Consider the following 12,371-nt stretch of genomic DNA (forward strand, 5'->3'; position numbering starts at 1 on the left):
GCTCGTCAGAGCGCGCGGCAGGTGGTGATCGCCGCCTCGTTCTCGCTGAGGAACGTCCGAGCCAGCCTGAGGAACTCCTGCGCCCTCTCGTCGGCGACCCGGTAGATGAGCCGGCGCCCGCGTCGCTCCACGGTGAGGAATCCACACCAGACCAGACAGTGCAGGTGTTCTGACGCGCGCGACTGCGGGATGCTCAGCCGCTGGAACAGTTCCGACTGCGACAGCTCGCCATGCTCGATGATCAGCTCGATGATGCTCAGCCGCCGGGCCTCGCCGAGCGTGCGGAACACGCGGGCGAGCAGCTCCCGTTCCGGTAGTGGCGTGTTGTCGGGGGCGACAGTGGCCGGCCGTCCCATTCGGTCGAACCTCCCGGAGGCGTCCCGCCGGCGCGGCGCCGGCCGCGGCCTGCATGGCCGTTCGACCGACGCTACGCCATCGGCTGGTGGATGCCTACCAACTGCGAACGGTCACGATGCGGTGACCGCCGCCAGTCGGCTCTGGTAGAAGCCGAGCATCTTGCCGTTGGCCTCGGCGGTGGACCTCAGGGCCGCGGTGAACGACTCGATCTGGTCACCGGGCACGACGGCGAGCATCCGGTCGTCGGCGATGCTGGTGAAGGTCCGCATGCCGATGCAGCCGAACGAGAGGGTCGGCGTCGCGGAGCCGAGGGCCAACGGGATCGCGGCGCAGGCCGGGCGTCCACCCACCCGGGCCGGGGTCGCCGCCCAACTCGCCGTGCCGATGGCCTCGTTGAACACCATCGCCTGCTTTGGGGTCAGCCACATCACCACCGCCTTCGGGGTGACGGGAAACGATCCCAGCGGCCCGTAGACGGCACCACCGGCGTTGCCGCCCACCGAGGGAATCTTGGCGCCCTCCTCAGCGCCCAGGTAGGACCATCCGCACATGGTTTCCACCAGGCCGCCGAGCTCCTGCATGACCTCGGCGGGCATATCGAAGCCCATGACCATGGAACCCACCGGGCAGTTGTAGTGCTGCGCTGCGGCCGCGAAGAACACCTCCTGCTCGCCCCGCCGCCAGAAGGCGCAGGCCGAGGGGGACACAGCGGTGGTCGTCTCGACCCCGTCAGGGACCTGCTCCACGAACGCGACCGCGACCGGCGGCTGCTCAAGGTCGAGCAGCGCGCTGATCTCCGTGGCGGCGTCCCGGTACTGCGGCATGGTCATTTGATGCCCCGATCATGAGCGGTAGGGATGGACCTGTGCTGGTGACGCTGATGGATCACTTCGGCGCAGATGTGTGCCAGGACCTGAAAGGCTCGACGTGCCCCGTTCGACACGTCGAGCCACAGCTACCCGATCGGGCCGACTAAAGCACCACCGACTCGGACGTCGAGTAGTCGACGGACGCGATTTCCGGGGGACACTCGCTGTCCACCGGCTCCACGTATCCGCCGAACACACGCGCGAGCTCCTCGTCGGTCATTTCGAGCGCCGAGAGCTCCGCTTCAACCTGGGCCATAACCTCACCTCCTTCCGGCCGCCTGCCACGGCTGTCATCGCAGCCGTGCGAACTGGACGACCAGCCCGGCCAGGACCAGGAACAGCAGCAGCAGAACAAGCCACAGTGCCCGGAACACGGCGGGCCGGACTCCGCGCGGAAAAATCTCAGGACGCTGCGCCGCCGGCGGTGGGACGGCCTCGGCCATCGACGCCAGGCGGGTTGATTGCTCGGGCAGCACTCCCACCTCCCGTGCCATCGCCACAATGACGTTCTTCGTTGCGGGCGCTCACCGATACGGAACCTTGCGGAAAACCGGATGTCAACACCCGGCCGGACAGGCCTGCTCGCCTCCACGTGCAACTGGCATCCGGTTCTCCCGATACCTACGATGTCCGAAAGGTACGTGTGCACAACCACCGGGAGCACATCGTGTCCGAAAGCCAGGACAAGTCCGCGCCGCTGTTCACCGCCGTCGCGAATGGATCAATCGAGGCGGCCACGGCGGCACTCGATGCGGGTGCGATCGTCGATACGCGGGACGACGACGGCTGGTCGGCGTTGGATCGCGCCGCCGGCCGCGGCGACACGCCGATGGTGCAGCTACTGCTCGACCACGGTGCCGACCCGTTCGGCACCGGGCCGGAGCAGCGCACGGCGTACGACATCGCCGTCGCGGCGGGCCGGTTGGACACTGCCCGGGCGCTGCGATCGGTGCAGGTGCGCCTCGACCCGACCAGCGCCGACGATCACCTGTGGCGGCCGTACTGCAAGGCGTATCAGCTGGGCCAGCTACGTGTCGCCGCCGGATGGGACGCGGCCGCCCGGGCGGACGAGTTGACCGACGACAGCGTTGTCTTCCTGCACGACGACTACACGGTGACCCGCGCCATGTGGCCGGGCGAGGATGTCGTGTTCGATGCGGTAACCCCTGATTGGATCACCTTCTGCCAGCAGGTGCTGACGTTCGCCGTCCCGGACGAGTTGGACCTGGTCCCGAAACCCTAGAGCAGGGGTTCCAGCTGGCTGCGAACCGGCTCCGCACAGCAGAACCAGGGCTCGGTCAGGTAGGGAACTGCCACCGAGGTGCTCGCTGTCGGTTCCAACGCGGCCAGCTTCTCCGCCTCCGGTCCACCCAGCAGCTGCGCAGCATGCTGCCGTACCCGATCGAAGACCTCGACTCGGCTCCACCCGACGCGTGCGGCATCCTCGGCGACGGCGAAGACGGCACTTTGCAGCTCGTCCATCAGCGGATCCGGATGGGTCCAGCGGTAACACAGTCCCTCGGGGTCGAACGTTCCGAGGTGCTCCTGCATGTCGGTACGGTCGAGCAGCCGTGACCCCGCGGGGACCAGTAGGCGGATGGCGTACTGCACCGCAGCCACCGACTCCACCAGACCCAGGTTGCAGACCGCCGTCAGGAAGTCCGCGTAGCTTTCCCGCGACGTCCACGGGGTGAACGCCACGAACGTCGGGTTGACCGCGATCCCGACCTCTCTCAACGTGCGAAGGGCGACGACGAGATCCTTCGTGGTGTGTCGCTTGTCGAACACCTCGAGAACGGTGTCGTCGAAACTTTCCACCGCGGTGGTGACGAGCACGCAGCCGGTGTCGCGCAGCAGCGGCATCATCTGCGGATGGGCGACCAGGTGTTCTACCTTGATCGTCACGTCGTAGCTGAGGGCCGGGAACCGCTCGTGCAGGCGGGTGACAATCGCGGCGGCGTGCGTCGGCCCATTGAGAAAATCCGGATCGCCGAACGTGATGTGCTCGGCGCCCGTCTCGACCAGGGCGGCCACGTCCGCATCGACGACGTCACGCTGAACGACGCGGAAGCGTCCGCCGTACACCGGCACGATCGGACAATGTCGGCAGACGTGCTTGCAGCCGCGGCTGGCCTCGGTGTAGCCGACAGTCCGTCGGGTGCCGTCGGGCAGTTGCAGCGAGGCGTACGACGTCAGTGGTGGCAGTCCCGCCCGGTCGGGCTGCCGGAACGTCTGTCGGTCCAGGGAGATCAGCGGCAGCGTCTGCCGTACCGGCGGGTGAGGTAAGGCCGGCGGCGATTGCGAAAGTTCGGACACAAGGGCGCTCAGCGGCGCCTCGAACTCGCCGCCGAGGACGGTGTCGACGCCGAGCGCACGCAGGAGGCTCTCGTTGACCGGCGCGTAGAGGCCGTACGCGCACAGGTGTGCCGTGGGGTTGAGGACGCGCACCCGTGGGATGAGCTCGACCGCCATCCGGGTGGCCGTGTGCATCGGTAGATAGAAGGCGACCACCTCGGCAGCCTTGACGGACGCCTCGGGGAACGACTCAACAGCGAGATCGACTGCCGTCACCTCGGCGCCTGCAGCGCGCAACCAGGCCGCCGGTGAGGCAAGCCCGAAGGGCTGATGGCCGAGTTCGTACGTCGACAGCAGTAGCACGGGTATCGGTCGGCGGGCGCGTTCCCTGTCCTGCGTGGCAGCAGTACTCACCGCGTTTCCTCTCGCGCGATCCGCGATTCAGCGAAGCATCCGGCTAACCGGAAGTCAACCACTGCCGCCGATGTCTCACGCAGGGGCGGCACAGGTGGACGAGGCGGTGGCACCGGCCAGCCGTTGCTTGAAGAAGGCGAGGATCTCGGGCAGGGCGGCGGGCAGGACGTCGACGTGTCCCTTGCCGGGAAAGAGCTTTGCGGTGATCATCGCGCTCGCGGCGCAATATCGCTGGCGCAACTCGCGCGCATTTCGCAGGGGGATCGTGTCGTCGACCTCACCGTGCACAAGCATGATCGGCACGTCCGGCGCCGTGCCGCCGAGCTCGTTCTTCGCCAGCAGCGCCCGGACCTCGGGTGCATCCAGGACAGCGCCGGTGCCGTAGGTGTCCGTCCTACCGTCGGCGTACTCCCCTAGAATCTCGTCTACGCACTTGCCGGGGATCTGGTCGAGGGCGGTGCTGCCGGCCGCCGTCAGTCCGTCCATCGCGACCTGCGGATACGCCGTCCGGTAGCCGTGCGCAGTCATCAGGACGTAGCCGAAGTAGGGACCACCGGCGAGCTGAGCGTCGAGTTCGTCGAGACCCGCCGGGACGGCGACTCCCGCCGCTCCGACCAGACGGATGTCGGGTGCGTACTTGGCGTGGATCTCGGCCGCGTACAGCGCGGCCGCGCCCCCCTGCGACTGCCCGAGAATGAAAGCGCTCGCACCGGTCGCGTCGAACAGTTGGCTGCCGGCGCGGATCGAATCCAGGACGTTGCGCGCCGATGCCTCGTTGACCATGAAGGGGTGTTCGCCCGGTGTCCCCAGCCCCTCGTAGTCCGAGGCGACGAAGATCGCACCCTCCGCGATGGCCCGCCGCACCAGGGCAAGTGAGTCTCCAGCACCTCGGGCGTAGCCACGCGACGGGGCACAACTGTCGTCCAGACCGACCGTCCCGTGGGCCCAGGCCAGAATCGACCGCGGACCGGCCGACGCCGGTTCCTCCGGCTGGAACGCCACGCCGGACACGGCGACCAGGTCACCACTCGTCGCCGTGGACCAGTAGAGAATGGCGAACCCGGTCAGCCCGTCCGGGCTCGGCACCGGTCTGGCCCAGATGAGCTGCCCCGGTTTGGCGTCGGCCGGCCGGGTGGGCGGCTGGTAGAAGGCGTCACCGGCCGGCCCGGGGGTCACCAGCGGGGCGGCGGTGCCGGCCTCGGGTGGGCTCGTGCCGTCGCAGCCGGCTCCGGCGAGCACACCGAGGATCGTGAGAAGTGCGAGGGCGCGCCGCATGCGACGCAGGCTACCAACCGGGCGGAGCAGATGACATGGATCGTCGTGGGGCGCCGTGCCGGCTCTGGCGGCTGAACCGCGACAGGCGGTAGCGTCTGTCAGATCCGCGATTCCGGATGCCAGGACGGCACCACCGTGACACTGAGGAGCGGACGCGATGGGTGGCATCAACCGCGAACACGTCCGGTTGCACGGTGTCCCCTGTCTCCTGGTCGACCAGGTCGTCGAAGCCGCCGAGTACTACCGGGACCGGCTCGGGTTCACCCACGTCGAACTGCTCGAAGATCCCCCGGTCGCGGCGGTGGTCCGGCGAGGTTCCGCCGCGGTACTGCTGCAGGCCGTGACGCAGTCGGGCGACGTGTCGTTACGCCAGTTCGCGGAGCAGGCCTGGGACGCCCTGTTCGAGGTGGACGACATCGAGGCCCTCGCCACCGACCTACGTCGACGTCACGCTGACGTCCAGGTCGGACTCGGTATCACCCCCGTGTCGAACCGCACCCTCGAAGTACGCGACAAGTGGGGCAACGTGCTTGCGTTCGCCGAACGCGCCGACCGCCGGCGGCTGAACGCACGCCGTATCGCCCGGGCAGCGGTACCGGCACCGGTGCGCAGATCCTGGGCGCAGGCCCGCCGCGACCGTGAGGATCGTCCACACCAGCGGGAGCTACACCGTTTCTGCCGATCACTTCGCGGCTCCGACCCGTTCTACATGTACTTCACCCGTGGGCTGTTGCACTGGGTCTACCAGGCACAGCGGCACGTCCCGGCCGACGTCAACCTCGTTCTCCTCGGCTCCGACCTGCCCGACGCCGAAGTCGACTGGCTTCGGGCGAACGTCGACCGCCCACTGCACAACATCCGCCTCGGCGTCGATGACAACACGACCTGGGAGTTCCTCTTCAGCGCCAACGACCGTAACTTCGGCTGGCTCGACATCGACTGCTTCGTCCTCGCCCCGCAGCTGTTCACCGAGATGGCGACGATCGCCGACGATGTCGCGGTCAACGGGATCTGGACCTACCCGGTGGCCGACGGGCTACCGATCGCCTGCACCCACTTCGCCTTCGTCAACCTCCAGGCGGCCCACGCGCTGCAACGAGGTGGAGCCGCGATGAGCCCGACGAACTACGACTGGAACGGCTCGAACATCTCTCTGATGCATCCCCGGACCCATTGCCGGGTGCCCAGCCCCCGCCAGCGCCGGGAACTTCTGAAAGTGCTGCCGCCGGACGCGCACGGCCGACCTTGCCCACCCGGCGGCAGCCCCTTCTTCGACACGCTTGTCGCCTACCAGGTCAGCGCGTACGCCAACGGGTACCGAACCCACCCGGTACGGCCACTCGCGCACCGTACCGAGGACTCACTCGGCGAGACCGCGAACGGGAAACGGGTCTGGCAGCAGGACATGAGCCCGGAGGTCGTGCACGTTGGCGGCGTGAGCTACTACCAGCGCTACTTCCACTCACCGGCGCTGCGGGCGATGTATCTGGCCGCGGAGTACGCGATGCTGCGGGGCCTGGTCGACCGTCTGCCCGCGTCCTACGGCGGCCGCCTCGCCCGCATCACCACGGGCCTCGCCCATCACCGGCTACGGCCGTCCGACGCCGTCGCGTTGGTCCACCACCACCTGACCGAGGACCGCGGCCTTCCGGGGCCCGCAGCCGACCAGGTCCTCGGCGGGAAGCCCTGACCGAACAGCCGGTGGTCACTTGCGGACCCGCGTCGATAGGCTCCGGCCAAGGCACTGACCAGCGCCGATGTCGTCGCGTCGTGATGGCCCGACCGCAGGACACCTCCGGAGGTCGTAGGTGCGGACGTTACCTCTCCCCGAACTGAGCGAGGTCCAGAACGAGCTCGTCCGCCAGGCATTCCTCCGTCTCCTGCACAGCGGGAATCCGGTTCCCGAGACGCAGCTGAATGTCGCGACGGCGGCCGGCCACGTTGACGTGCACCACGAACTTGACGCGCTGGTCGCCGCCGGACGCGTCCGGCGCGACGACAACTTGCGGGTGACCGGCGCCCTCGGGCTGACGCTGGAAACCACTCGGCATCGCCTCCTGCTCGCCGGACGGACCTGGCACACCTGGTGTGCGATCGACGCCCTCGGCATCCTCGGCGCGCTCGACGCCTCGGGCAGCATCCATTCGACGTCGCCGCCGGACGGTCGCGTCGTCGAGATTCACTTCGAGCAGGGACGCCCTGCTCGGGGCGACCTCTCCGCCGTGGTCTACGTACCGACATACCGTCCGGGGGCATCCGTCGTGGCGACGTGGTGCCCCAACGTCAACTTCTTCGAATCGTCGAGCGTGGCAGCGGTTTGGGCGTCCGGTGCCGGGGTGGACGGGGAGTGCCTCCCGCTCGTGGCCGCGTGTGACCTGGCCGCCACCCGCTGGCGAGAGCGGCTCACGCCGAGCGGATCCGCAATCACCGGGTGAGTCGCCGTTGGGGCACTGCCGAGCCGAGTCGCTTTGCCGATAGCCCACGCACTCCCACTGAGTTAAGCTGATAGAGATTCGTTAATGCATGGTCATGATGGGAGAGCACCATGCGCGCGACCCGACTGGCCGGTCTGTTGCTCGGCATCCTCAGCGCGGCAACCCTGACCGCCAGCCAGGCGGTCGCCGCGCCATCAGAGCGAACCGACGAGGAAACGCTGAAGGTCTTCCTTGAGGCGGTCGCCGCGACCCGCAGCACGGACTACAAGCTTGCCGTACGGGCGGACCGGGACATGCTCACCGGCGCCGTCTCAACGGCAGCCCGTGCCACCGAGGTCACCCATCTCACCGAATACTCGCAGTCCACGTTCGTGACGGTTCCCGACCGGATGTACGCCCAGGGCGAGTTCGGCTTCGGACCCGAGGCGTTCATCGAGCTCATCTTCGGACTCATGCGCGTGAACTGCGCGTTCGCCGCAGTCGCCGATCCGGCGATGGGGCTGAGCATGGCCGGGGCGGCCACCACCGCCGACAAGAGCGACGACCGCACGATTCGCGGCACGTTCGATCTGTCCCGGATCGACGGACCGGAAAACACGATGATGACCGTGAAGCATCTGAGGACCATCCTCACGGCGAAGGCCACCGCGATTCCCTTCACGGCCGTCATCGAGGATCGCTATGTCCGGTCGTTCGAAACGGTGCTCCCCCGCGCCGACGGCACCCGACTGGTGTACCGGATGGAGCTGTCGGAGATCGGAGCGACGAACAAGATCGCTGTCCCGCCCGGCGGAAAGATCATCCCGGCGCCACCCGAGCTCTACGAGTAACGCCTCACGGCGTACCCGAGTCGCTGCCGGTGCGGCGGCCTGATCCGATGCCCCGTTGGTCGGGTCGAACGTCATGCCGGCGTTCGGGCCGCCGCGCTCCCACCATGACGATCTGACAGATGTCCGTTCCGGAACACTGCGACGGGTCGAGCGCCTCAGCTCTGTCCGCGAGATGCCGCAGTTCCCGCTCGGCGGTCTCAAGTTCCGCGATGCGCGCGCGGACCTGCGCCAGGTGCCGGCCGATGAGATCGGCGACCTGCGTACATGGCGCATGCCCGCCGTCGCGAACGGCCAGAATGCTGCCGATATCGGCGAGAGTCAGCCCAGCCGCCTGGGCGGTGCGGATGAACCGCACGCGGGCCAGGATCTCCTGCGGGTAGTCACGGTAGCCCGCCGCCGTCCGTTTCACCTTCGGCAAGAGCTCGATCTCTTCGTAGAACCGTAGGGTCTTGGCGTTCACGCCGCTGGCGGCGGCAAGCTCACCGATACGCATGAGGCAACCGTACGCCCTTGACCTTCCACCACGCTGGAAGGTTTATCGTGCCGAGCACGAACGGCCACCGAAGGGTAGGAGATCATGCTGGTCACGCTGCTCTCAGTTCCGGGCTGCCCGCACGCCGCTGTGCTCAGCCACCGGCTCGACGAAGCGATCGCCGGCCGCACCGACGTGACCGTCATCCACCAGGTCGTACGCGAGCCGGCCGAAGCCGACCGCACCGGCATGCACGGCTCTCCGACGATCCTCGTCGACGGCACTGACCCCTTCCGTCGGCCAGACGAACCAACCAGCCTCTCCTGCCGCCTGTACCGCAAGATGGATGGCGGCGACCAAGGGATGCCAACGGTCGAGGAACTTCGCCGCGCGCTAATGAAGCAAGCCGTGTGCGGCGAGGGGGCTGCGTAGATTGCCAGCCGGATCGAAGAAGGAGCCAGAGAGCAGCAACGCTGTTGTCTTCGATTTCTTCGCATCCTGCGCTACTCCTGGTCCCACACGCCGGTCGCCGCGGTGTCCGCGGCGTAGTCGGCAAAGTCCCGGGGTGCCCGGCCCAGGGCGCGCTGAACCCCGTCGGCCAAATGGCCGTTGCGGCCATCCAGCACGGTCGTGAACAGGTACGTCAGCAACTCGACGACCCCGACCGGAACGCCCTCGGCGGTGAGCGCGTCCGCGTACTGCCCGGGAGACACCTGCACGAAGTCGATGCTCCGGCCGGTCGCCGTGGAGATCTCGGCGATCGCCTCGCCGAAGGTGAGCAATCGGGGCCCGGTCAGCTCGTAGAGCTGACCCGCGTGCCCGTTCCCGGTCAGTGCCGCCACGGCCACCTCGGCGATGTCGTCGGCGTCCACGAACGGCTCGGGTACGGTCCCGACCGGCAGGACGACCTCACCGCCACGCACCGGCTCCAGCAGGTAGTCCTCGCTGAAGTTCTGGCTGAACCAGCTCGACCGCAGAATTGTCCACTCCACTCCGGAGGACTGGACGAGCCCCTCAGTGACCTGGGCCTCCTCCTCACCGCGGCCGGACAGCAGCACCAACCGGGAGACCCCGGACGCCACCGCAAGTTCGGTGAACGCACCGACCGTCTCAGGTGCGCCCGGCACGGCGAGGTCCGGGTAGTAGGAGACATACACCGTGTCGATGTCCCGCAGCAGCGGCGCCCAGGTCGCCTGGTCGGTCCAGTCGAAGGGCTGCTGGGCGGAGCGGGAACCGACCCGGGCCGGCACTCCGCGTCGGCGCAGGCGTTCCACGATGCGGCGGCCGGTCTTGCCGGTGCCGCCGAGGACCAGGATCGTCTTCTGCTCTCGTTCGTTCGTCATACCGACCAGTGAAGTGCAGCGGCGTGAGACGGCACATAGCCAATGCTCGCGATTTTGTGTTTAGTCGTCTACATGGACGCAGTCGTAGGTCTTCTCGACGGCCCCCGGGCCCAGCGCGCATTCCTGCTGCGTTCGGTCCTGACCCCACCGTGGTCGATAGCGATCAGAGACAAGGCGCCGCTCACCCTGGTGGCCATGGTCCGAGGCGACGCCTGGGTCGTTCCCGACGAGGGCGCGGCCGTACGGCTGAACCCTGGGGATGTGGCGATCATCCGCGGCCCCGACCCGTACACCGTCGCCGACGACCCGGCCACGGCGCCGCAGGTCGTCATTCATCCGGGCCAGCGCTGCACCAATACGGATGGGCAGGAACTGTCCGAGATGACCGAGTTGGGGGTACGGACCTGGGGCAACAGTTCGGACGGCCCAACGATGCTGCTCACCGGCACGTACACGATGCAGGGCGAGGTCAGCCGACGGCTCCTGAACGCGCTGCCGCCGCTGCTGGTCGTTCCCGGCGACTCCTGGGACTCGCCGTTGGTCCCGCTGCTGGCCACCGAGATCGTTAAGGACGACCCCGGTCAGGAAGCGGTCCTCGACCGGCTGCTCGACCTACTGCTCATCGCGGTGCTGCGCGAATGGTTCGCGCGCCCTGGAATCAAGGCCCCGGGCTGGTACCAGGCGCACAGCGATCCCGTCGTCGGTCGGGCCCTGCAAATGCTCCACAACAGTCCGGCCCAGCCCTGGACCGTGGCGTCACTGGCCGCCAAGACCGGGGTCTCCCGGGCGGCGCTGGCCCGCCGCTTCACCGCGTTGGTCGGCGAACCGCCCATGTCCTACCTCACCGAATGGCGGCTGGCTCTCGCCGCCGACCTGCTCCGCGAGCCCGACGCCACCGTCGGCGCGGTCGCCCATCAGGTGGGTTACGGCAGCTCCTTCGCCCTGAGTACCGCCTTCAAACGCCGCCGTGGCGTAAGCCCCCGGGAGCACCGGATGACCGCCGGGACGTAGCGGGGCGCTGTCCGCGAGTTCAGGTGGCAACCTGGGCGGCGTTGCGCAGACGTGTGGCGTCCTGGCTTGGTGGGACGCCGAACTGGCGACGGTATTCGCGGCTGAACTGCGACAGGCTGCCGTAGCCAACGCGGCGGCTGACGGCCGCGATGTCGTCGGCGTACGCGGCGAGTTGGAGTCGGGCATGCTGGAGCCGGATCTGTTTCTGGAACTGGATCGGGCTCATCGCGGTGACGGCATGGAAGTTGCGGTGGAAGGCGGACACGCTCATGCCCGCTTGTTGCGCCACCTCCTCGACGAGGAAGCGCTGCATGTAGTTGTCGCGGATCCATCGCACGGCACGGGCGACGTGGCTGAGGCTGCTGTCGGGCAGGCCGAGTTGGCGGACCATCGCGCCTTGGCCGCCGGTGATGAGCCGCCAGAGGATCTCGCGTTTGACCAGCGGCGCAAGCACAGGGATGTCACGCGGCTGGTCGAGCAGGCGGACGAGTCGGACGACGGCGTCGAGGAGCTCGGCGGACGCGGTGCTGACGGCGAGGCCGGCCGGCACGTCGTTGCCGATGTCCGGCAGGTCGCCGGGTGCCACCTGAAGCAGCACGTCGGCAACGGCGGTCGGGTCGAGTTTCAGGCCGACGCCCAGGCCGGGAAGCTCCGGGCTGGCCACGGTGAAATGACTGCTCACGGGCAGGTCGACAGATGCGACGAGGTACTGCCCAGCACCGTAGTGGTAGACGCGATCATTCAGCGCCAACCGCTTGGTGCCTTGGGCCACCACTGCGAGCACCCTGCCGAAGATGGCCGGTGTCGGCGGGTACGGCCGGTCGGCCTTGAAGATCAACACATCGTCGATCCCGGTGGTGAGGTCGGGTCGGGCGTGGCGGGCCAACAGGCAGCGGAGCTCGTCGAGGGCCATGCGTGCGATTAAACCCCCGGCGAGGCGGTGCCCCCAACCTGGCGGGATGATGCGGGCCCCGGCGTCACGCACCCCGTCAAATCGGGCAGGATCGAGCTAGACTTCGCGGCTTTTGGGCAAGCCGCTACCGGTCTTGGACTGGTTTCATGTGTGTTCA

General features: G+C 68.1%; 15 protein-coding genes. 6 read left to right on the top strand and 9 right to left on the bottom strand.

Annotated elements, in window-relative coordinates; all coding sequences use genetic code 11:
• Window positions 1-5: 5 nt before the first annotated feature.
• From C1I95_RS00985 to C1I95_RS00995, 4 genes are all read right to left on the bottom strand, one after another.
• Window positions 6-356, bottom strand: a complete 351-nt coding sequence (locus C1I95_RS00985) for an ArsR/SmtB family transcription factor (RefSeq protein ID WP_111211826.1) — start codon at window positions 354-356, stop codon at window positions 6-8.
• Window positions 357-467: 111 nt separating this feature from the next.
• Window positions 468-1,181: a DUF169 domain-containing protein gene (locus C1I95_RS00990; protein ID WP_233513177.1), complete on the bottom strand. Its 714-nt coding sequence runs from the start codon at window positions 1,179-1,181 to the stop codon at window positions 468-470.
• A 148-nt stretch (window positions 1,182-1,329) separates the two neighbouring features.
• Window positions 1,330-1,482, bottom strand: a complete 153-nt coding sequence (locus tag C1I95_RS35070; RefSeq protein ID WP_158566236.1) for a hypothetical protein — start codon at window positions 1,480-1,482, stop codon at window positions 1,330-1,332.
• 34 nt (window positions 1,483-1,516) lie between these two features.
• Window positions 1,517-1,720 carry a hypothetical protein gene (locus C1I95_RS00995; RefSeq protein WP_111211828.1) on the bottom strand — a complete coding sequence of 68 codons (204 nt, stop codon included), beginning with the start codon at window positions 1,718-1,720 and terminating at the stop codon, window positions 1,517-1,519.
• A gap of 20 nt (window positions 1,721-1,740) precedes the next feature.
• Here C1I95_RS00995 and C1I95_RS01000 point away from each other — a divergent pair, with 20 nt between their 5' ends.
• Window positions 1,741-2,469 carry an ankyrin repeat domain-containing protein gene (locus C1I95_RS01000; protein WP_111211829.1) on the top strand — a complete coding sequence of 243 codons (729 nt, stop codon included), beginning with the start codon at window positions 1,741-1,743 and terminating at the stop codon, window positions 2,467-2,469.
• Here the strand turns inward: C1I95_RS01000 and C1I95_RS01005 are convergent.
• Window positions 2,466-3,890 carry a CUAEP/CCAEP-tail radical SAM (seleno)protein gene (locus C1I95_RS01005; protein ID WP_111211885.1) on the bottom strand — a complete coding sequence of 475 codons (1,425 nt, stop codon included), beginning with the start codon at window positions 3,888-3,890 and terminating at the stop codon, window positions 2,466-2,468. The genes C1I95_RS01000 and C1I95_RS01005 overlap by 4 nt on opposite strands.
• A 120-nt stretch (window positions 3,891-4,010) precedes the next feature.
• Window positions 4,011-5,210, bottom strand: a complete 1,200-nt coding sequence (locus tag C1I95_RS01010) for a lipase family protein (RefSeq protein WP_111211830.1) — start codon at window positions 5,208-5,210, stop codon at window positions 4,011-4,013.
• 157 nt (window positions 5,211-5,367) lie between these two features.
• Here C1I95_RS01010 and C1I95_RS01015 point away from each other — a divergent pair, with 157 nt between their 5' ends.
• The 3 genes from C1I95_RS01015 to C1I95_RS01025 all read left to right on the top strand — a co-directional run bounded on the left by C1I95_RS01015 (window position 5,368) and on the right by C1I95_RS01025 (window position 8,475).
• The gene (locus tag C1I95_RS01015; RefSeq protein WP_111211831.1) at window positions 5,368-6,900 is read left to right on the top strand and encodes a VOC family protein; all 1,533 of its coding nucleotides are present in this window, start codon (window positions 5,368-5,370) and stop codon (window positions 6,898-6,900) included.
• 118 nt (window positions 6,901-7,018) lie between these two features.
• Window positions 7,019-7,645 (top strand): organomercurial lyase, encoded by a 627-nt coding sequence (merB, locus tag C1I95_RS01020; RefSeq protein WP_111211832.1) that lies wholly within the window; start codon window positions 7,019-7,021, stop codon window positions 7,643-7,645.
• A 137-nt stretch (window positions 7,646-7,782) separates the two neighbouring features.
• Window positions 7,783-8,475, top strand: coding sequence for a hypothetical protein (locus C1I95_RS01025; RefSeq protein ID WP_146605605.1), 693 nt, complete (start codon window positions 7,783-7,785; stop codon window positions 8,473-8,475).
• 4 nt (window positions 8,476-8,479) lie between these two features.
• On the opposite strand, the gene C1I95_RS01030 is transcribed toward C1I95_RS01025, so the two are convergent.
• Complete coding sequence (locus C1I95_RS01030; protein WP_111211834.1) at window positions 8,480-8,968, bottom strand: heavy metal-responsive transcriptional regulator; 489 nt, start codon at window positions 8,966-8,968, stop codon at window positions 8,480-8,482.
• 84 nt (window positions 8,969-9,052) lie between these two features.
• On the opposite strand from C1I95_RS01030, the gene C1I95_RS01035 reads away from it, so the two are divergent.
• Window positions 9,053-9,379, top strand: coding sequence for a thioredoxin family protein (locus C1I95_RS01035; RefSeq protein ID WP_111211835.1), 327 nt, complete (start codon window positions 9,053-9,055; stop codon window positions 9,377-9,379).
• A gap of 71 nt (window positions 9,380-9,450) precedes the next feature.
• Here the strand turns inward: C1I95_RS01035 and C1I95_RS01040 are convergent, their stop codons facing one another.
• A complete protein-coding gene (locus C1I95_RS01040) occupies window positions 9,451-10,290 on the bottom strand; it encodes an NAD(P)H-binding protein (protein WP_111211836.1) in 840 nt (279 codons plus the stop codon).
• Between the two features lie 72 nt (window positions 10,291-10,362).
• Between C1I95_RS01040 and C1I95_RS01045 the strand changes: the two genes are divergently transcribed.
• Window positions 10,363-11,301: an AraC family transcriptional regulator gene (locus tag C1I95_RS01045; RefSeq protein WP_111211837.1), complete on the top strand. Its 939-nt coding sequence runs from the start codon at window positions 10,363-10,365 to the stop codon at window positions 11,299-11,301.
• Window positions 11,302-11,320: 19 nt separating this feature from the next.
• Here the strand turns inward: C1I95_RS01045 and C1I95_RS01050 are convergent, their stop codons facing one another.
• Complete coding sequence (locus C1I95_RS01050) at window positions 11,321-12,286, bottom strand: AraC family transcriptional regulator (RefSeq protein ID WP_233513178.1); 966 nt, start codon at window positions 12,284-12,286, stop codon at window positions 11,321-11,323.
• Between the last annotated feature and the right edge of the window lie 85 nt (window positions 12,287-12,371).

Source organism: Micromonospora craterilacus, assembly GCF_003236315.1.
GTDB lineage: Bacteria > Actinomycetota > Actinomycetes > Mycobacteriales > Micromonosporaceae > Micromonospora > Micromonospora craterilacus.

What these genes read in the sequence shown, in the direction of transcription:
- C1I95_RS01030 (WP_111211834.1), bottom strand. Translation starts at nt 8,968, where the DNA reads ATGCGTATCGGTGAGCTTGCCGCCGCCAGCGGCGTGAACGCCAAGACC.
- C1I95_RS01040 (WP_111211836.1), bottom strand. Translation starts at nt 10,290, where the DNA reads ATGACGAACGAACGAGAGCAGAAGACGATCCTGGTCCTCGGCGGCACC.
- C1I95_RS01010 (WP_111211830.1), bottom strand. Translation starts at nt 5,210, where the DNA reads ATGCGGCGCGCCCTCGCACTTCTCACGATCCTCGGTGTGCTCGCCGGA.
- C1I95_RS01015 (WP_111211831.1), top strand. Translation starts at nt 5,368, where the DNA reads ATGGGTGGCATCAACCGCGAACACGTCCGGTTGCACGGTGTCCCCTGT.
- C1I95_RS00985 (WP_111211826.1), bottom strand. Translation starts at nt 356, where the DNA reads ATGGGACGGCCGGCCACTGTCGCCCCCGACAACACGCCACTACCGGAA.
- C1I95_RS01035 (WP_111211835.1), top strand. Translation starts at nt 9,053, where the DNA reads ATGCTGGTCACGCTGCTCTCAGTTCCGGGCTGCCCGCACGCCGCTGTG.
- C1I95_RS00990 (WP_233513177.1), bottom strand. Translation starts at nt 1,181, where the DNA reads ATGCCGCAGTACCGGGACGCCGCCACGGAGATCAGCGCGCTGCTCGAC.
- C1I95_RS01045 (WP_111211837.1), top strand. Translation starts at nt 10,363, where the DNA reads ATGGACGCAGTCGTAGGTCTTCTCGACGGCCCCCGGGCCCAGCGCGCA.
- C1I95_RS35070 (WP_158566236.1), bottom strand. Translation starts at nt 1,482, where the DNA reads ATGGCCCAGGTTGAAGCGGAGCTCTCGGCGCTCGAAATGACCGACGAG.
- C1I95_RS00995 (WP_111211828.1), bottom strand. Translation starts at nt 1,720, where the DNA reads ATGGCACGGGAGGTGGGAGTGCTGCCCGAGCAATCAACCCGCCTGGCG.